Here is an 18656-nt window from a genome sequence, read left to right on the forward strand (position 1 = left end):
CCCAGGACTTGTCTGACAGACGTATCTTCGGGGCATGACCGAGCCGCTCCGCACCCACCCCCTCGCCGCCGCGACCATCACCGCCGAGGCGTTCGCCCCGTTCGGTGTCGTTCTGACCCCTATGGCAGACGGCACACCCTTCACGGCGGAAGAGGCCGTGCTCGACGTGTCCGCCGGCATCCCGCGCTTCTACCTGATGTCGCTCGACGACAAGAAGCCCGAGTTCGTCCGGGTCACGCGGCACCTCGAGACCACCCAGACCCTCATGGCCGTCGGCGACGTCGAGTGGACGATCGCCGTCGCGCCCGCCGGCATCGACGAGCCCACGCTCGACGACCTGCGCGCGTTCCGGATCCCGGCACGCACCGCGATCACGATGCTCAAGGGCACGTGGCACGCCGGCCCGTTCTTCGCCGAGCCGAGCATGGACTTCGTCAACCTCGAGCTCGACGACACCAACGTCACCGATCACCACAACTTCCGTCTCGACGACACCTACGGCGTGCGCGTCGTCGTCGAGTGAGCACCCTCACCCCGCTCGCCGATGCGAGTGCTCGCCTGGCCGCCCTCGAACGCGAGGCCGCGCACCAGGAAGCACTGAGCGCCGGAGACGGACGGTCGTGGGTCGGCGAACGCGACGGTGAACACCCGGTCGTGATCGTCGGCGGCGGACAGGCCGGGCTCGTGCTCGCCCGGGGCCTGCGCCGCCGCGGCATCGACGACGTCGTCGTCCTCGACTCCGCCCCGGTCGACGCCACCGGGCCGTGGACCACGTACGCGCGCATGCACACGCTGCGCACCCCGAAGGACATCGCGTGGCCGACGTGGGGCGTCCCAGCGGTGAGTCCGCGCGCGTGGTTCGAGGCCGTGTACGGCGCAGCAGCGTGGGACGACATCGCCTTCTTCCCGACCGTCGCGTGGCAGGGGTTCCTGCAGTGGTACCGCACGGTCGCCGGCATCGAGGTCGTCGGTTCCACCGCCGTCACGTCGATCACGCCGCCGGATGCCGACGGCCCCCTGCGCCTGCACCTCGAGGGCCCCGACGGCTCGTGGGTGCTCCTCGCCCGGCACGTCGTGCTCGCCACCGGCATCGAGGGCGCCGGGGGCCGGCAGGTTCCGGCGCTCCTCGACACCCTCCCGGCCGAGCGGGTGCACCACACCCACGACGCGATCGATTTCGCCGCCCTCGCCGGGAAGCGCATCGGCATCCTGGGCGCCGGCACCGGCGCGTTCGACAACGCCGCCACCGCCCTCGAGCACGGCGCGGCCTCGGTCGACGTGCACATGCGGCGCCCCGAGATGCCGCAGGTCAGCCCCTACCGGTGGATGGAATTCTCGGGCCTCATCGAGAACTACGGCTCGCTCACCGACGCGCAGAAGTGGACGTTCAACGTGCACCTGTCCGCCGTCGACCAGCCCGCGACGCAGAACGCGATCTGGCGCGCGCACGCCTTCGACGGCTTCCGTTTCCTAACGGCGTCGCCGTGGCGATCCGTCGAGTGGGACGGCACCGAGATCGTCGTGACGACGCCGCACGGCATCCATCGCTATGACGTCGTGATCGCCGCGACCGGGATCGTCGCGGATCTCTCGCGCCGCCCGGAACTGTCGACGGTGGCCCCGGATGCCACGCTCTGGAGCGATCGACTCACCCCGGCGCAGGTCGCGGAGAACCCCGGGCTCGCGGCGTTCCCGTACCTCGACGACGACTTCGGCCTCGTCAGCCGGAGTGCGGCCGCGGGGTCGGCGCTGTCGCGCATCCACATGTTCAACCACGGCGCGCGGATCAGCCAGGGCATGCTCAGCCACCAGATCCCGGGACTCGTCGGGGGCGCGACCAAGCTCGCCGCGGCGCTGTCGCGACGGCTCTTCACCCGCGACGCCGAGGCGCTGATGGCGGAGTACCTCGCCTACGACGTCCCGGTCGGGGTGCACGTCGGGCGGCGGCCCGTACCGGCGGACGTCACCGGGTGAACCGGCTGCGCCGCGTGTCCGCGGGGCCGCGGTCGCCGGACCCGCGGGTAGCGTGGGGCGAGTGACTTCCCCGCTGATCGTGTCCGTGCCCACCGCGCAGCTCCGCGACGATCTGCAGCCCCTGCCCGAGGGCGTGGAGGTGCTCGTCTGGGACATGACGGATGCCGCTCCCCGCCCGCACATCGACATCGTGGTGCCGCCGTACATGTCGATGGACGGCGTCATCGCGCGCCTGACCGAGGTGACGACGCGGCTCGTGCAGGGCCAATCGATCGGGTACGACAACGTCGAGGGGCGCCTCCCCGAGGGCATCGTGTTCGCCAACGCCACCAGCGTCCACGAGACGGCGACCGCCGAACTCGCCGTCGCCCTCGCCCTCGCGGCCCAGCGCGCGCTTGCGGACTTCGTCCGCGCGCAGGACCGGGCGGAGTGGGAGGGGAAGTGGACACCGGGCCTCGCCGACGCCCGCGTCACTCTGCTCGGTTTCGGCGGTGTCGGGCGCGCCATCGCGGCGAGGCTGAAGCCCTTCGAGGTCGATCTCCGCGCGGTCGCGTCGCACGGACGACTGCAGGACGACGTCGAGGTCCTCCCCCTCGGCGAGCTGTACGACGTCCTCGCCGCCACCGACGTGCTGATCGTGTCGCTCCCCGGCGGCGACAAGACCCAGCACCTCGTCGACGACGCCGCGCTGTCGGCCCTGCCCGACGGAGCGCTCGTCGTGAACGTCGGCCGCGGCCCCGTGATCGACACCGACGCCCTCGTCGACCACGTGCGGCGCGGGCGCATCCGCGCGGCGCTGGACGTCACCGACCCCGAGCCGCTGCCCGCCGACCACCCGCTGTGGACTCTCGAGGGCGTGCTCATCGCGCCGCACGTCGGCGGCGCCACAGGAGCGATGCGTCCCCGGATCGCGCGGCTCGTCCGCCGGCAGATCGAGCACTTCCTCGCGGGCGAAGAGCCCGAGAACGTGGTGCTGCGCGGCTGATCCGCCGTTCAGCCGGCCGCGCGTGCGGCGTACGTGTTCGCCGTGGCGGCGACGTCGTCGACGTAGCTGTCGAGGTGGTTGTACGAGAAGATCGCCCGCCGCCAGCCGGAGGCGCTCGTCATCTCGCCGGCGGCGCACAGGTAGCGGCCCGCGGCGAGCGCGGCGTCGTCGATCTGGTTCGGGTCGGCCACCCCGTCGCCGTTGCCGTCGGCTCCCCACCGCTGCCACGTCGCGGGGATGAACTGCAACGGGCCCACGGCGCGGTCCCAGGTGGCATCCCCGTCCCAGCGTCCGCCGTCGGTGTCGCCGATCGCAGCGCTGGCGGTGCCGTCGAGGGGGATGCCGCGGATCGCCGGCTGCGGATACCCCGCGTCGTCGAGGTGACCACCGGAGTGCGTGCCGTGGGCGGATTCGATGGCGCCGATCCCCGCGAGGGTGTTCCAGCCGAGCCCGCAGCCCGGCTGTTCGGCCTTCAGCGTGAGCGCGGCCGACGCGTAGGCGCGCAGGGCCCGCTCCGGGATGCCGGTCGCCGCCGCCGTGCGGGCGGTCCAGGCCGGATCGGCGGGGACGATCTCCGCGAGGGGCGGGGCCGACGGCACGGGAACCGCGGTCGGCACGGGGGCGGAGGCCGGCGCGTCGGCGACGGGCGCGGCATCCGGCTCGACCGCGGGGGCGTACGCCCCCACCCTCTCCTCGAGGGGACGCTCACGGCCGACGGCCTGCGACGACACGACGAGGGCGATCGCGATCACGACGAAGAGCACCGCCGCGACGGCGGCGGCGATCGAAGACCACGAGCGTCCGCGGTCGGCGTCGAGATCCACGCGGACCCTCCCTCGGCATCCACCCGGGTAAGGAACGCCGCGGCGAGACTAGCCACGCGAGGCGACGTGCGGGTGAACGGCGGCCGTCGAGCCGGGGCGCCGCGGCACGCTCGTCCGGTTCGGTGTCCAAGACACGCGGATGCGTCGCGAGGGCGTCCGCGTGTCTTGGACACTCAACCGGGAGAGGGGGCACCGAACTCGGAGGAGGCACCGAGCGCGGCCGGATGCCGCGGGACCGGCGTCAGCCGCGGAACCCGGCCGGATTCGCGAGGAGGTCGGCGAAGGCGAGCTCGGCGGGGCCGATGAGCATCAGGCGCGAGCGCAGGTGCGCGCGTTCGAGACGGATCGTACGGCCGTCCGCGCCCAGCGGGTGCACGCGTACCGCCTCGGCCAGACGCTCGCGGCTGACCGACAGCAGCGCGCCGAGATATCCCGACAGCACGACCGTCTCGGGACTGAAGGCGTTGACGAAGTTCGTCAGCGCCAGCGAGAGCACCTCGACCTGGCGCGTCACCTCCGCGAGCACCCGGGGATCGCGGGCGACGCCGAGCTCCACGTCGAGTTCGTCCTCGTCGAGCTTCCGCCGGCCGAGCAGCGGCTCGAGGAGGTCGAGCCGGACCTCGGCTTCGAGGCATCCCTTGCGTCCGCACACGCACGTGCGGCCGCGCGGGTCGACGACGGTGTGGCCCAGTTCGCCGGCGTAGCCGGAGGTTCCCCGCAGGAGCGTGCCGTCGATGATCAGGCCGCCGCCGATGCTGTGCATCGCGCCGCCGAGGTAGAGCAGGTTGGAGACGCCGACGCCCACGCCGAACCGCGACTCGGCGAGCGCGCCGATGCTCGCGTCGTTTCCGGCGGAGACCTGGATGCCGAGTTCGTCGCTCAACCGCGCGGCCACCGGATCCCGGCGCCACCCGAGGGTGGGCGACACCAGCACGGAGCCGTTGGCGTTGACGAGTCCCGGGACGGCGAGGCCGGCGCCGACGACCCGGTAGTGGCGGTCGATGTCGGCGCGCATCGCCTCGACCGAGGAGGCGACGATCTGCACGAAGCGGCGGGGCGACGGCGCGCTCGCGGTGTCGTGGCGCAGCCGCGCGTGGACGACGCCGCCGAGCCCGACGAGGGCGACCGTCACGGCGTGGGGCTCGGCCCGCACGCTCAGCGCGGCGACGTGATCCTCGGGCTCGATGTCGAGCGTGGGGCGGCCGACCTTACCGGTGCGTTCGCCGGCGGCGACCTCGCGGACGAGTCCCAGTTCGGTCAGCTCCATGACGAGGCCCGTGACCGTCGAGCGGTTCAGGCCGATCGTCGCGCCCAGCTGTGCGCGTGAGAGCGCTCCCCGGAGGTGCAGCATCGACAAGACGGACGCGAGGTTCTGCTGACGGATCAGGTCGTTCGTCGTACGACCTGAGGGTGGTGCGAGCGGCGTGGCGGGCTCGAACACGGCAGGGGTCATGAGGGCACCTCCCCCATTCTCGCATCGACGGCCCCCCGGTTACGGCCGGTGTGGGGAGCACGGCGGACGGCCGCGCTCCCCACCCGATCAGACACCGCCGTTGCGTCGCTTGTTGAAGATGTCGAACGCGACGGCCAGGAGCAGAACGATGCCCTTGATCGCCATCTGCCAGGCCGCGTCGACGCTGAGGATGGACAGGCCCATGTTGAGCACGCCCATGACCAGACCACCGACGACGGCGCCGACGACCGTACCGATACCGCCCTGGACCGCGGCGCCACCGATGAACACCGCCGCGATGGCATCCAGTTCGTAGTTCTGACCGGCGGATGCCACGGCCCCACCGGCGCGAGCGGTGCTGACCACCGCGGCGAGACCGGCGAGCACACCCATGTTGACGAAGATGAAGAAGTTGACCCACTTCGTCTTCACGCCGCTCATCACGGCGGCGAACAGGTTGCCGCCCATCGCGTAGATGTGCCGACCGAACGTCGTGCGGTTGAGCACGAACGTGTACGCCAGCACGAGCACGGCGAGGATGATGAGCACGATCGGCGTGCCGTTGTAGGCGGCGATGGTGAAGGCGACGGCCATGATCGCCACGACGGCGATCGCGTTCTTCAGCCAGAACGACCACGCGACCTCGCGGGGCAGCTCGAGGCGGCGGAGCGTCGCACGGGTGCGCAGCTGCTGGACGATGAGCAGGACGCTCGCGATCGCGCCGAGCACGAGGGTGAGGCTGTCCCAGTTGCCGACGTAGCCGAGCACGGGCGGGAGCCATCCGGCACCGATGGCGGTGAACCCGTCGGGCAGACCGCTGATCGTGCCGCCGGTGAGGAGGACGAGCGTGAGCCCGCGGAAGAGCAGCATGCCCGCGAGCGTGACGATGAACGCGGGTATCCCGACGAAGGCGACCCAGAAGCCCTGCCACGCGCCGACGATCGCGCCGACGACGAGCGACAGGACGACCGCGATGTACCAGGGCAGACCCCATTGGTTCATGGCGATCGCCGCGATCGCGCCGACCATGGCGACGACCGAACCGACCGACAGGTCGATGTGGCCGGCGATGATGACCATCACCATGCCGATCGCGAGGATCAGGACGTACGCGTTCTGCTGGATGAGGTTGTTGACGTTGCCCGGCATGAGCAGGCGCCCGCCGGTGAGCACCTGGAACAGCACGATGATGATGACCAGGGCAGCGAGGATGCCGAACTGCCGGAAGTTGATGCGCGCGAGCAGACCGCGGCGGCGCGGTCCCGGTTGCGTCGGCGCTTCGACCGTCTGGGTGGATGCGGTGGCCATTGCTGTCAGTTCCTTCCGGCGGTCATGTGCCGCATGAGCGTCTCCTGCGTGGCTTCCTCACGGCTGACCTCGGCCGTGATGCGTCCCTCGGAGATGGTGTAGATGCGGTCGGAGAGGCCGATGACCTCGGGCAGCTCCGACGAGATGACGATGACGGCCTTCCCCTGGGCCGCGAGTTCGTTGATGATGCCGTAGATCTCGTACTTCGCCCCGACGTCGATGCCGCGGGTCGGCTCGTCGAGGATCAGCACGTCGGGTCCGGTGAACATCCACTTCGACAGGACCACCTTCTGCTGGTTCCCGCCGGAGAGGCGTCCGGTGATCGCGGCGACACTGGGCGCCTTGATGTTCATCTTGTAGCGGTACGAATCGGCGACCTTGTACTCGCGGTACCGGTCGACGACGCCGAGGCGCGCGAGGCGGGCGAGGGCGGATGCCGAGACGTTGACCTGGATGTCGCCGATGAGGTTGAGGCCGTACTTCTTGCGGTCCTCCGTGGCATACGCGATGCCGTTCTTGATCGCCGCGTCGACGGTGCGGACGTCGATCTGCCGGCCGCCCTTGTACACCTCACCGGAGATGCCGGTGCCGTACATGCGTCCGAAGATGCTCATCGCGAGCTCGGTGCGCCCGGCACCCATGAGACCGGCGAAGCCGACGATCTCGCCCGCGCGCACCATGAAGGACGCGTCGTCGATGACCACGCGCTCGGTGTCGACGGGGTGGTGCACGGTCCAGTTCTCGACGCGGAACAGCTCCTCGCCGATGTCGGGCTCGCGCGGCGGGAAGAGGCTGTTGAGGTCGCGACCGACCATCGCCCGGATGATGCGGCCCTCGTCGGTGTCGGGGTCGTCGCGCCGCATGGTCTCGATCGTCCGGCCGTCGCGGATGATCGTGATGCGGTCGGCGATGCGCAGCACCTCCTTCAGCTTGTGGCTGATGATGATGCAGGTGATCCCCTGGTCGCGCAGCTGGTCGATGAGGTCGAGCAGGTGCGCGGAGTCGTCGTCGTTCAGGGCGGCGGTCGGCTCGTCGAGGATGAGGAGCTTGACCTCCTTGGCCAGCGCCTTCGCGATCTCGACGAGCTGCTGCTTGCCGACGCCGAGCTCGTAGATCTTGGTCGCCGGGTTCTCGCGGAGCCCCACGCGCTTGAGCAGGTCTGCGGCGGCGGTGTTGGTGGCGTTCCAGTCGATCACACCGCGCTTGGACTTCTCGTTGCCGAGGAAGATGTTCTCGGCGATCGAGAGGTAGGGGCTGAGGGCCAGCTCCTGGTGGATGATGACGATGCCGGCGGCCTCGCTGTCGTTGATCGAGCGGAACGCGACCGGCTGCCCCTCGAGGGTGATCGTCCCGTCGAAGCTGCCGGCGGGATAGACACCGCTCAGCACCTTCATCAGCGTCGACTTCCCCGCGCCGTTCTCGCCGCAGATCGCGTGCACCTCACCGCGATGCACGTCCACCGACACGTCGGCGAGAGCCGGGACGCCGTTGAACGACTTGGAGATCCCCGACATGCGCAGGATCGGTTCGGTCATGGTGTCTCCCTCCGTCGCCCGCGGGCGACAGGTAGCTCCGCCGCCGTGCGGCGACGGAGAGAGCGGCGGGGCGGGCGAACCCGCCCCGCCGCAGAGTGGATCAGAGCCCGACGTCGGAGGCCTTGAGGAAGCCCGAGTCGATGAGCTTGGACTGCACGTCGTCCTTGACGACGACCTCAGGCGTCAGCAGGTAGGACGGGACGACCTTCTTGCCGTTGTCGTAGGTCTTGGTGTCGTTGACCTCGACGGTCTTGCCGTCCTTGATCTCCTGGATCATCTGGAAGACGCGGTCACCCAGAGCACGGGTGTCCTTCCAGACCGTCATGGCCTGCAGACCCTCGAGGATCGCCTTGACGTTGGCCTTGTCGGCATCCTGACCCGTGATGATCGGGTAGTCGGCACCGGCGGTGTAGCCGGCCGACTTGAGGGATGCCTCGATACCGATGGCGAGGCTGTCGTTGGGCGAGAGGACGACGTTGACCTTCTTGCCGTCGCCGTAGAACGACGAGAGGCGGTTGTCCATCTCGGCCTGCGCCTTGTCGGACGCCCAGCCCTGGATGCCGATGCTGGCCCACGCGTCGTCGTTGGCCGGCGACTTGCCGCTGGGGACGACGAGCTGACCCTTGTCGATGTACGGCTTCAGCACGTCCCAGGCACCCGCGAAGAAGAACTTCGCGTTGTTGTCGTCGGGGCTGCCGGCGAAGGGCTCGAGGTTGAACGGACCCTTGCCGTCCTTGAGGCCCAGCTGCTCCTCGATGAACTGACCCTGCAGGGTGCCCACCTTGTAGTTGTCGAACGTGGCGTAGTAGTCGACGTTCTCGCTGCCGTTGATGAGGCGGTCGTACGCGATGACGGTCGCGTTCTGGGCCTTGGCCTCCTGCAGCACCGGCCCCAGCGTCGAACCGTCGATGGCCGCGATCACGAGGATCTTGGCACCGCCCGAGATCTGGTTCTGGATCTGGCTGATCTGCTGGTCGGTCTTGTTGTCGGCGTACTGCAGGTCGACGGTGCAGCCGGCGTCCGTGAGCTTCTTCTGGAGCTGCTCACCGTCGTTGATCCAGCGCTCGAGGCTGCGGGTCGGCATCGCGATGCCGACGTTGCAGTCGCCGCTGCCCCCGGCGGCGTCTCCGCCGCCATCGGCGGGGCGCGTGGAGCTACAGGCTCCGAGGCCGACGGCGAGCGCCGCGATGGCCGCGCCGGTCAGGATTTTCTTCAGCATTGTGATCTGCGTTCCTCTCTGAACTGCAGGGACCCCCGTGGTCCGCACCCGCCGCCCTCCCCGGCGTCGGATCGGGTACGTCCTCGTCCCGGCTTCCTGGTTCCGTCGTAATTATGACGGCTCCGTGAACATATCCCCGCCTCCCCGGATTTGTCCAGAGTCCGACCCCGGAAGGAATGCAACGAACGCGTAACGGAACGGGACTCGTCGGTCCCTCACCGCGGCGCGGCGGTCGTCAGCGGACGTCCTGATCGGCCCCGGACCACAGGTCGCCGCACTCCACCGCCAAGGCACCGTGCGCGCGAAGGTACGGGCGCGCTCCGACGTCGCCGCGGACCGCGGCGGCGAGCGCGACCCAGTGGTCGCGGCCGATCACGACGGGGTGCCCGGGGACACCGGCGTACTCCGCGGACGCGAGCACCGCAGCGTCCGCGCCGACGCGGGCGGCGAGCCGGCGCACGGCCGCGGCGGGCAGGTCGGGGGTGTCGACCGGAACCACGACGACCGCGCTCGCCGCGGTGCGCGCCACGGCGTCGAGGCCCGCGCGAAGAGACGCGGAAACACCCTCTGACCAGGCATCGGCGATCGTGACGATGGCGCCGGGGGGAACGAGGCGAGCCGCGTCGTCGGACGCCGCGCCCAGGACGACGACGACCGGGTCGCACCCGCCGTCGCGCAGCGCGCCGACCGCCCTCGCAACCCACGCGACGCCATCCGGATCACGCGCGAGGGCCTTCGGTCCGCCGAACCGGCGACCCGCACCGGCGGCCAGCACGAGACCTGCGAGCGGGGCGCCGGAGGGCCCGCCGACGGGGGGCGCGGACGGCTCGGCGGGCATGGTCACGACAGCGTAGCGTGCGCGAAACACGGCGCGGATACGGTCGCCCACATGCTCGAACTGGCCGCCGACCTGCTGCCCCTGCTGGAGGCGGGGGTGCCCGTGGCCGCGGTCACGATCACCCGGGTCGTGCGCAGCGCGCCGCGCGGGGTGGGGGCCACACTCGCCGTGACCGCGGACGCCCGCGTCATCGGTTCGCTCTCCGGCGGCTGCGTCGAGGGCGACGCCGTGATGCTCGGTCTCGACGCCCTCCGCTCGGGCGGGGTCCGCCGCGGAAGCTTCGGTTTCACCGGTCCCGATGACGCGATCGTCGCGGCCGGCCTCGCCTGCGGCGGTGCGATCGAGGTGGTCGCGTACACCGTCGACGGCGACGACCCCGCTGTGCGCGACGCGTTGCGACGCGCCGCGGCCGGACTCGAGAGCGCGATCGACCTCGACCTCGGCGACGGGACCGTGCTCGGACTGCACCGACGGTCCCGCCCGCGCCTCATCGTGCTGGGCGCCGGCGAACACGCGGCGGCCCTGTGCCGCGTGGGAGCTGCCGCCGGTTTCGCGGTGACGGTGTGCGACGCGTGGGCGCTGCTGGTCACGCGCGACCGTTTCCCCGAGGCATCCGATCTCGTCGTCGCGCCGCCGCACGAATACCTCGCCTCGCTCGAGGCGCCCGACGAGCGCACGGCCGTCTGCGTCCTGACCCACGACGAGCGCCTCGACGTCCCCGCCATCCGCACGGCGTTGCGACTCCCGGTCGGCTTCGTCGGAGCGATGGGCTCGCGCGCGACCGTGGCACGACGTGCGGCGCTGCTCACGCAGGCCGGAGTGACGGATGCCGAGCTCGGCCGGCTGCACTCGCCGCTGGGCCTCGACCTCGGCGCGGAGACGATGGAGGAGACGGCCCTGTCGGTGATCGCCGAGATCGTCGCGGCCCGACGTGGCGCGAGCGCGCTCCCGCTGCGGTCGACCGGCGGCCCGCTGCACGTCGATGCCGCGCGGGGATGCGCCGTGCCGACGACGGTGATCGCGGGATGACGGCGCTCGTCATCCGCGACGCGGTCGCGGTCGTCGAGGCCGAGGGCCGGATTCGCACGGGCGACGTCGTGTGCGTCGACGGGCTGGTCGTCGACACCCCCGCCCCCGCCGACGCGACGGTGATCGACGCGAGCGGCTGCGTCGTGACGCCCGGCCTCGTCAACGCCCACCACCACCTGCTGCAGACGGCGTTCCGGACGCTGCCCGGCACCCGCGGCATCCCGATGCGCGAGTGGCTGCCGGCGATGGCGGCCGCCTACGCCGAGGCCGGTGTCGACCCCGGATTGACCGGGATCGCCGCGCGCGCGGGACTCGCCGAGGCGCTGTTGAGCGGTGTCACGACCGTCTCCGACCACCACCTGACCTGGCCCTCCGGCGCCGACACGGTCGGCATGGCCCGCGCCGCCGCCGAGGCGGCCGCCGACCTCGGTGCGCGGCTCGCGTTCGTCCGCGGCGCCGCGCGCGACGATCCGCAGGAGGCCGCACTGTCGGCCGAGGCGATCGCCGCCGCGCTCGTCGACGGTCGCCCGGGCGGTGTCAGCGCCGACGGGATGCTGCAGGTCGCCGTGGGGCCGGCGGGCGTGCACAGCGACCCGCGCGAGACGTTCGCGCTGCTGGGCGAGGTCGCCGAGCGCCGCGGGCTCCGGCGCCGCACGCAGGCGAACGAGGTCGTCGACGTCGAGATCGCCCAGCAGAAGTACGGCCGGCGTCCCCTCGACCTGCTGGAGGACTGGGGCTGGCTCGCCCCCGATGTCACGCTCGCGCACCTGTGCGCGGTCACGGACGACGAGATCGCCCGGCTCGCCGCCGCCGGCGTCACGGCCACCCACGCCCCCGGCTGCGACGTGCCGATGGGGTGGGGCGTCGCACCGGTGGCGAAGCTCCGGGATGCCGGCATCCCGGTGGGCCTCGGAACGAGCGGCGGCGGCAGCAACGACGCCGGCCATCTGCTCGCCGACGCGCGTCTGGCGATGCAGGTCTCCGCGCTCGTGGGGCCGCAGCTGGCGGCATCCACCGTTCTGGCGATGGCGACCGGAGGATCCGCCGCGGGCCTCGGGCGCAGCGAGCTCGGCCGGCTCACCCCGGGTTCGGCCGCCGACCTGTGCCTGTGGGACGTCGCGGGCGTCGCCGACGCGGGGGTGGCCGACCGCGTCGCGGGGCTCCTGTGGGCCTCGCCCGGTCGGCGTCCGCGCGAGGTCGTCGTCGCGGGCCGCGTCGTCGTGGAGAACGGGACCCTGACCAGCGGCGACGAGGCCGAGATCACCGCGCGACTGTTCGAGAGGGTGGGACGATGACCACCATGGCTCCCGCGATCCCCGCCGACGACCCCGCGACCGGCTCCACCGGCGACGAGCGGCTCGGCGCGCACCTCCGCGGCCTGCGCAAGGCGCGGGGGCTGACGCTCACCCAGCTCGCGGAGGCCGCGGCACTGTCGCACCCGTTCCTCAGCCAGCTCGAGCGCGGCCTCGCCCGGCCCAGCATGGCCAGCCTCGAGCGCCTGGCGCGGGCCCTCGGTACGAGCCGGGTCGAACTCATCGCCGCGTCCGAGCCCCCGCGCCCCGACGAGAGCGCCCACCCGACATTCGTGCGGGCCGACGAGGGGCTCGTCGGACCCTACGCCGAGGGCAGCGCGCGGATGCTCGCCGAAGGTCCGCGCCGCTTCGAGCCCATGGAGTTCACCGGCGCGAACACCGAGCCGGGCGACCACTACGTGCACGAGGAGGACGAGTTCCTCACGGTGCTCGAGGGCTCGATCGTCATCTCGCTCGGCCCGTTCGGCGAGACGACCCTGGCCGTCGGCGATTCGGTGTACTGCCGTTCCGGGACCCCTCACCGCTGGCATTCGCCCGACGGTGCGCCCTACCGGCTGCTGATCGTGAAGGAACTGGTGCACGGCGCCCCCGACCCCGGCGAAGGAGACACATGAGCGGCGGTCTGACGTTCGAGGTGACGGTCCGCGAGCGCCGCGAGGCCGCGGACGGGGTCGTCGTGCTCGACCTCGAGCGCGCCGGCGGCGTGCTGCCGCACTGGTCGCCGGGCGCGCACATCGACGTCGTCCTGCCCGGCGGCGTCGAGCGGCAGTACTCGCTGTGCGGGTCGCCGACCGAGCGCGGCACCTGGCGCATCGGCGTGCTGCGGGAGCGCGAGGGCTCGGTGTGGCTGCACGAGAACGCCCACCCCGGGACCGCCCTCCGCGTCCGCGGGCCCGCGAACCACTTCCTCTTCGCCCCCACCGCCGGCCGGTCGTACGTGTTCGTCGCCGGAGGCATCGGCATCACGCCGATCGTGCCGATGATCGAGGCCGCCGAGGCGGCCGGCGCCGCGTGGACGCTGCTCTACGCCGGACGGTCGCGGAGCACGATGGCGTTCGCCGCCGACCTGGCCGAGCTCTACGGCGACCGCGTGGAGGTCTTCGCCGCCGACGAGGGACGCCGCCTCGACCTGGACGCGCGCCTGGGCGCACCGGCATCCCGGACCGTCGTCTACGCGTGCGGGCCCGCACGCCTGCTGGAATCCCTGGATGCCGCGATGTCGGGCTGGCCGCGCGGGAGCCTGCACGTCGAACGGTTCGAGGCGAAGGTGCTCGGCCCGCCGGTGTGGACGGAGCCGTTCGAGGTCGACCTCATGATGTCGGGGCTGACGGTCGTGGTGCCGCCGGAGAAGTCGATCCTCGACGTCGTCGAGGAGTACGGCACGGTCGTCCCCTCGAGCTGCCGCGTCGGCACGTGCGGCACGTGCGAGGTGCCCGTGATCGACGGCGACGTCGAGCACCGCGATTCGGTGCTCTCGCCGGAGGAGCAGGAGGCGAACCGCACGATGATGCTGTGCGTCTCGCGCGCGGCCTGCCCGCGCATCACGATCGAGCTGTAGCCGCCGGGCGCGCGCCCTCCGGCGGTTCCTCGGCGATCCGCGGAGCCTCAGTCATGCACGGTGGCCGGGGCGGAGGCTGCGCGGATCGCTGATCCGGCGCCGCGCGCCGCAGGTTTGTCACGAGGGTCACGAGCGGGAAATACGGCGGAAACGACCGGTTCCTAGCATCGGAAACAGCCCGGATGTTGGTCACACCACACTGGAGAGCCGCTCCCGACGGCGCCCGCCTCGACGAAGTGGCATCCTCACCCTCATTCTCCGGAGGTCCTCGTGTCCGCCGCTCCACCCGTCTCGATCACCGCGATCCACAACGCGCGGCTGGCGTCCGGCGCGCTCGTGGACATTGCGATCGACGGCGAGACGGTCGTCGCGGTGGTTCCGGCGGGGACGCCGCTGCCCGAGACCGGGGGCGAGGTCCTCGACCTCGCCGGCTACGTCGTCACGGCCGCCGGCGCCGAGCCCCACGGGCACCTCGACAAGTCCCAGTCGTGGGATGCCATCCAGCCCCCGTTCGGCGACCTCGTGCGCGCCATCGAGAGCTGGCAGGCCTTCGCCCAGACGCTCGACGAGGACGAGACGCTCGACCGGGCCCGCTCCACGGCGCTGCGGATGCTGGCATCCGGGATCACCGCCGTCCGCACCCACGTCGACCTGCTGCACGGGGCGGACGCGCTGATCGGCGTCCGCGCCCTCGTGCGGCTGCGCGAAGAGCTCCGCGACCTCATGGACATCGAGCTCGTCGCCCTCGGCGGGCCGACCGTGCCCGACGCCGTGTTCGACGCCGCCCTCGACGCGGGCGTCGACCTCGTCGGCGGAGCGCCGCACCTCGCCGAGAACCCGATCGAGGACCTCGACCGTCTGATCGCGATCGCCCGGCGCCGCGACGTCGGCCTCGACCTGCACACCGACGAGAGCCTCGCCGGCGCCGACACGCTCGCCGCGTACGCCGCGGCCGTGACCGGCTGGCACCGCTCCCGCTCCGCCGGCCACTGCGTGCGACTCAGCATGATGCCGACCGAAGACCTCGCGACACTCGCCGACGAGGTGCGGGCGGCCGACATCGGCATCATCGCCCTCCCCATCACGAACCTGTACCTGCAGGGGTGGGAGGACGACCACGCCGTCCCCCGCGGGATCGCCCCGATCGGCCGACTCAAGGCCGCGGGTGTCCGCGTCGCCGCGGGCGCCGACAACGTCCGCGACCCCTTCAACCCCGTCGGCCGGTGCGACCACCTCGAGACCGCGTCCCTGCTCGTCGCCGCGGGACACCTCGCCCCCGAAGAAGCGGTGGATGCCGTCACCACCGGCGCGCGCGACGTCATGGGCCTGCCGGCGGCCGGACCCGTCCCCGGTGCGCGCGCCGACCTCGTCGCCGTCCGCGCCGCCTCGCTCGGCGAGGCCGTCGCGTTCGCCTCCGCCGACCGCGTGGTCCTCCACCGCGGCCGCGTCGTCGCCCGCACCACGGTCTCGACGCGCATCGCCTCCCCGTCCGCCCCCACCCCGAAGACCGCACCGCCCGCCGACGCACCCGCACCGGCGCTTCCGACCCTCGTCCCGACCGGAAAGTGAGCGCTCCGTGACTCTCGCCTCCCCTTCCCCGGCAGCCACCCTCGCGGGCCCCACCCCGCCGCTGCTGGACTTCCGGAACGTCGCCATGACGTTCCCCAACGGCACCACCGCTCTCTCCGGTGTCGACCTCGTCGTCGAGCGCGGCGAGTTCGTCAGCGTCGTCGGCCCCTCCGGCTGCGGCAAGTCGACCCTCCTGCGCATCGCCTCGGGACTCGAGTCCGCGAGCGAAGGCACCGCGACGGTCAACACCGACCGGATCGGCTACGTCTTCCAGGACGCGACCCTCCTCCCCTGGCGCGACGTGCAGTCCAACGTCGAGCTCCTCGCCGAGCTGAACTGGCAGCCCAAGCGCATCCGCACCCCCAAGGCCCAGTGGGCCATCGACCTCGTCGGCCTGAACGGTTTCGAGAAGCACCTGCCCAAGCAGATGTCGGGCGGCATGAAGATGCGCGCGTCGCTCGCCCGTTCGCTCACCCTCGACCCCGAACTGTTCCTCTTCGACGAGCCGTTCGGCGCGCTCGACGAGATCACCCGCGAACGCCTGAACGACGAGCTGCTGAAGATCTTCGTCGAGCAGAAGTTCGGCGGACTGTTCATCACGCACTCGGTCTCCGAAGCGGTCTACCTCTCCACCAAGGTCGTCGTGATGTCGGGTCGCCCCGGCCACCTCGTCGACACGTTCGAGGTCCCCTTCGACATGCCGCGCGACCCCGAGATCCGCTACACGGGCGAGTTCGCCAAGCTCGTCGGCGAGGTCTCCCACGCCCTCCGGGAAGGACACTCATGAGCACCACCTCTGCAGAGCCGGTCGTCTCCGAGACGTCCGAGCCGTCGGCATCCACCCCCGTACCGCCCGTCGGCTCCGCCCCGGCGGCACCGCCCCGCGGTCGCGGCCCGATCTCGCGCGCACTGATCCTCGCCGGTCCGCCGCTGGGCGTCCTCGCCGTGCTCGTGGGGATCTGGTACCTCATCGCGGGCATCCTCACCGCCACCGGCAAGGGCTTCCTGCTGCCGATGCCGCACGAGATGTTCACGAAGGGCTTCTTCGACCCGCAGGTCAGCGTCGACATCTGGACCGCGCTGTTCCGCACCACGGGCGTCGCCCTCACCGGTCTCGCGGTCGCCATGGTGATCGGCATCGGCTGGGCCGTCGCGATGTCGCTGGCCCGGTGGGTCGAGCGCAGCACGTACGCGTACGCGGTGATCCTGCAGTGCATCCCGATCCTCGCCCTGGTGCCGCTGGTCGGCTTCTGGTTCGGCTACGAGTTCACGGCCCGTGTGATCGTCTGCATCCTGATCGCGCTGTTCCCGATGGTGTCCAACACCCTGTTCGGTCTGCAGTCGGTGGACAAGTCGCAGCGCGAACTGTTCCGCCTTCAGAAGGCGAACAAGTGGACCGTGCTCACCAAGCTCACCCTCCCCGCCGCGCTCCCCTCGATCTTCGTCGGCATGCGCACCTCGGCCGGGCTCTCGGTGATCGGCGCGATCGTCGGCGACTACTTCTTCCGCCGCGGCGAGCCGGGCATCGGCTCCCTCATCTCCAACTACCAGTCGCGTCTGCAGAGCGCCGAGCTGTTCGCCGCGATCCTCGCGGCCTGCCTCCTCGGCGTCGTCATCTTCGCCTTCTTCGGCTGGCTGTCGAAGGTCGCCGTCGGCCGCTGGTACGACGCCGTCCGCTGACGCGGAACCGCCCCCACCTCACAGACACCGGATGCCACGGCACCGCGCCCTCGGGCGTGCCCGCGGCCGTGGCATCCGCCCCCTCCTGCACCACCTCCGCACCCGAGAGCTCCACCCGTCACAGAAAGTGAAACAGCATGAAGCGCAGCACCCTCGTCCGCGGCACCGCCGTCACCGGCGCGTTCGCGATCGCCCTCACGCTCACCTCGTGCGCCGGCAGCGCCGCGGATTCGGCGCCGAGCAGCTCCGACCTCACCGTCGGCTCGGTCGACCTGTCGGCCGACTGCCCCGCGACCATCGTCGTCCAGACCGACTGGAACCCCGAGGCGGAGCACGGTCACCTCTACGAGATGATCAAGGACGACTACACGATCGACGCGGGCACCAAGGCGGTGACCGGCCCCCTCAAGGTGGACGGCGAGTACACCGGCGTCAACCTCGAGATCCGCGCCGGTGGACCGGCGATCGGATTCCAGACCGTCTCGGCCCAGATGTACCAGGACGACTCGATCACCCTCGGCTACGTCAGCACCGACGAGGCGATCCAGCTCTCGAGCACGACCCCGACCAAGGCCGTCATGGCGCCGCTGGACATCAGCCCGACCATGGTCATGTGGGACCCCGAGACCTACCCCGACGTCAAGACCATCCAGGACGTCAAGCCGGCCCTCGAGAAGAACGGCGGCGTGTGGCGCTACTTCGACGGCTCGGCGTACATCGAGTACCTCAAGAGCGCGGGCCTGGCCAGCGCCGACATCCTCGACGGCTCGTACGACGGCACCCCGTCGAACTTCGTCGCCGCCGGCGGCAAGGACATGCAGCAGGGCTTCGCCTCCGCTGAGCCCTACGTCTACCAGAACGAGGTCTCGGCCTGGGGCAAGCCGGTGGACTTCGCCCTCATCCACGACTCGGGATGGCAGACCTACCAGTCGTCCATGTCGGTCAAGGCCGCGGACTTCGACACGCTGAGCCCCTGCCTCACCAAGCTCGTCCCCCTCCTGCAGAAGGCGGGCGTGGCGTACTACCAGGACCCGAAGGCCGCCAACGACCTCATCCTGAAGCTCGTCGAGGAGTACGACACGGGCTGGACCTACACGCAGGGCGTGGCCGACTACTCGGTCAAGACGCAGGTCGACCTCGGCCTCGTGGGTGACGGCCCCGACTCCACCTACGGCAACTTCGACGACGCCCGCTTCGCGGACTTCTTCGACAAGGCCAGCAAGGTGTACACCGACCTGGGTACCCCGCCCGCGTCCGGCTACACCGCGAAGGACCTGTACACCAACGAGTTCATCGACACGTCGATCTCCTTCTGATCGACCCGGCCCGGTCCGCCTCGTGCGGGCCGGGCCGCATCCCGCACGCTCCACC

Annotated in this window: 17 protein-coding genes; 11 read left to right on the forward strand and 6 right to left on the reverse strand. The window is 71.4% G+C overall.

What is annotated here, in order from left to right:
- The first annotated feature begins 34 nt into the window (after positions 1-34).
- From CSIV_RS07970 to CSIV_RS07980, 3 genes are all read left to right on the forward strand, one after another.
- Positions 35-523 (forward strand): ureidoglycolate lyase, encoded by a 489-nt coding sequence (locus CSIV_RS07970; RefSeq protein ID WP_077050872.1) that lies wholly within the window; start codon positions 35-37, stop codon positions 521-523.
- On the forward strand, positions 520-1974 hold the full coding sequence (locus tag CSIV_RS07975; protein ID WP_077050873.1) for an NAD(P)-binding domain-containing protein: 1455 nt from the start codon (positions 520-522) through the stop codon (positions 1972-1974). Before CSIV_RS07970 ends, CSIV_RS07975 begins: the two co-directional genes overlap by 4 nt.
- Positions 1975-2035: 61 nt before the next feature.
- Complete coding sequence (locus CSIV_RS07980; protein WP_077050874.1) at positions 2036-2959, forward strand: NAD(P)-dependent oxidoreductase; 924 nt, start codon at positions 2036-2038, stop codon at positions 2957-2959.
- Between the two features lie 8 nt (positions 2960-2967).
- Here CSIV_RS07980 and CSIV_RS07985 read toward each other — a convergent pair whose 3' ends face one another.
- The 6 genes from CSIV_RS07985 to CSIV_RS08010 form a co-directional block, all read right to left on the reverse strand.
- Positions 2968-3783, reverse strand: coding sequence for a lytic transglycosylase domain-containing protein (locus CSIV_RS07985; protein WP_238592350.1), 816 nt, complete (start codon positions 3781-3783; stop codon positions 2968-2970).
- A 241-nt stretch (positions 3784-4024) separates the two neighbouring features.
- The gene (locus tag CSIV_RS07990) at positions 4025-5236 is read right to left on the reverse strand and encodes an ROK family protein (RefSeq protein ID WP_077050875.1); all 1212 of its coding nucleotides are present in this window, start codon (positions 5234-5236) and stop codon (positions 4025-4027) included.
- 87 nt (positions 5237-5323) lie between these two features.
- The gene (gene mmsB / locus CSIV_RS07995; RefSeq protein ID WP_077050876.1) at positions 5324-6544 is read right to left on the reverse strand and encodes a multiple monosaccharide ABC transporter permease; all 1221 of its coding nucleotides are present in this window, start codon (positions 6542-6544) and stop codon (positions 5324-5326) included.
- A 5-nt stretch (positions 6545-6549) separates the two neighbouring features.
- Positions 6550-8079 carry a multiple monosaccharide ABC transporter ATP-binding protein gene (gene mmsA, locus CSIV_RS08000; RefSeq protein ID WP_077050877.1) on the reverse strand — a complete coding sequence of 510 codons (1530 nt, stop codon included), beginning with the start codon at positions 8077-8079 and terminating at the stop codon, positions 6550-6552.
- 100 nt (positions 8080-8179) lie between these two features.
- Positions 8180-9298, reverse strand: coding sequence for a multiple monosaccharide ABC transporter substrate-binding protein (gene chvE / locus CSIV_RS08005; RefSeq protein ID WP_077050878.1), 1119 nt, complete (start codon positions 9296-9298; stop codon positions 8180-8182).
- 235 nt (positions 9299-9533) lie between these two features.
- Positions 9534-10136 carry a nucleotidyltransferase family protein gene (locus CSIV_RS08010; RefSeq protein WP_077051363.1) on the reverse strand — a complete coding sequence of 201 codons (603 nt, stop codon included), beginning with the start codon at positions 10134-10136 and terminating at the stop codon, positions 9534-9536.
- 51 nt (positions 10137-10187) lie between these two features.
- Here CSIV_RS08010 and CSIV_RS08015 point away from each other — a divergent pair, with 51 nt between their 5' ends.
- From CSIV_RS08015 to CSIV_RS08050, 8 genes are all read left to right on the forward strand, one after another.
- Positions 10188-11165, forward strand: coding sequence for an XdhC family protein (locus tag CSIV_RS08015; protein WP_077050879.1), 978 nt, complete (start codon positions 10188-10190; stop codon positions 11163-11165).
- Complete coding sequence (locus CSIV_RS08020) at positions 11162-12460, forward strand: amidohydrolase family protein (RefSeq protein ID WP_077050880.1); 1299 nt, start codon at positions 11162-11164, stop codon at positions 12458-12460. Before CSIV_RS08015 ends, CSIV_RS08020 begins: the two co-directional genes overlap by 4 nt.
- The gene (locus tag CSIV_RS08025; protein WP_083735053.1) at positions 12457-13092 is read left to right on the forward strand and encodes a helix-turn-helix domain-containing protein; all 636 of its coding nucleotides are present in this window, start codon (positions 12457-12459) and stop codon (positions 13090-13092) included. The genes CSIV_RS08020 and CSIV_RS08025 overlap by 4 nt, the downstream gene beginning before the upstream one ends.
- A complete protein-coding gene (locus CSIV_RS08030) occupies positions 13089-14036 on the forward strand; it encodes a PDR/VanB family oxidoreductase (RefSeq protein WP_077050882.1) in 948 nt (315 codons plus the stop codon). The genes CSIV_RS08025 and CSIV_RS08030 overlap by 4 nt, the downstream gene beginning before the upstream one ends.
- A 270-nt stretch (positions 14037-14306) precedes the next feature.
- On the forward strand, positions 14307-15605 hold the full coding sequence (locus CSIV_RS08035) for an amidohydrolase family protein (protein WP_083735054.1): 1299 nt from the start codon (positions 14307-14309) through the stop codon (positions 15603-15605).
- Between the two features lie 7 nt (positions 15606-15612).
- Positions 15613-16392, forward strand: a complete 780-nt coding sequence (locus tag CSIV_RS08040) for an ABC transporter ATP-binding protein (RefSeq protein ID WP_077050883.1) — start codon at positions 15613-15615, stop codon at positions 16390-16392.
- Positions 16389-17285, forward strand: coding sequence for an ABC transporter permease (locus tag CSIV_RS08045; RefSeq protein ID WP_077050884.1), 897 nt, complete (start codon positions 16389-16391; stop codon positions 17283-17285). The genes CSIV_RS08040 and CSIV_RS08045 overlap by 4 nt, the downstream gene beginning before the upstream one ends.
- 137 nt (positions 17286-17422) lie before the next feature.
- On the forward strand, positions 17423-18601 hold the full coding sequence (locus CSIV_RS08050) for a nitrate ABC transporter substrate-binding protein (protein WP_077050885.1): 1179 nt from the start codon (positions 17423-17425) through the stop codon (positions 18599-18601).
- Positions 18602-18656: the final 55 nt, after the last annotated feature.

The organism is Microbacterium sp. CSI-V, assembly GCF_001984105.1.
Taxonomy (GTDB): Bacteria; Actinomycetota; Actinomycetes; order Actinomycetales; family Microbacteriaceae; genus Microbacterium.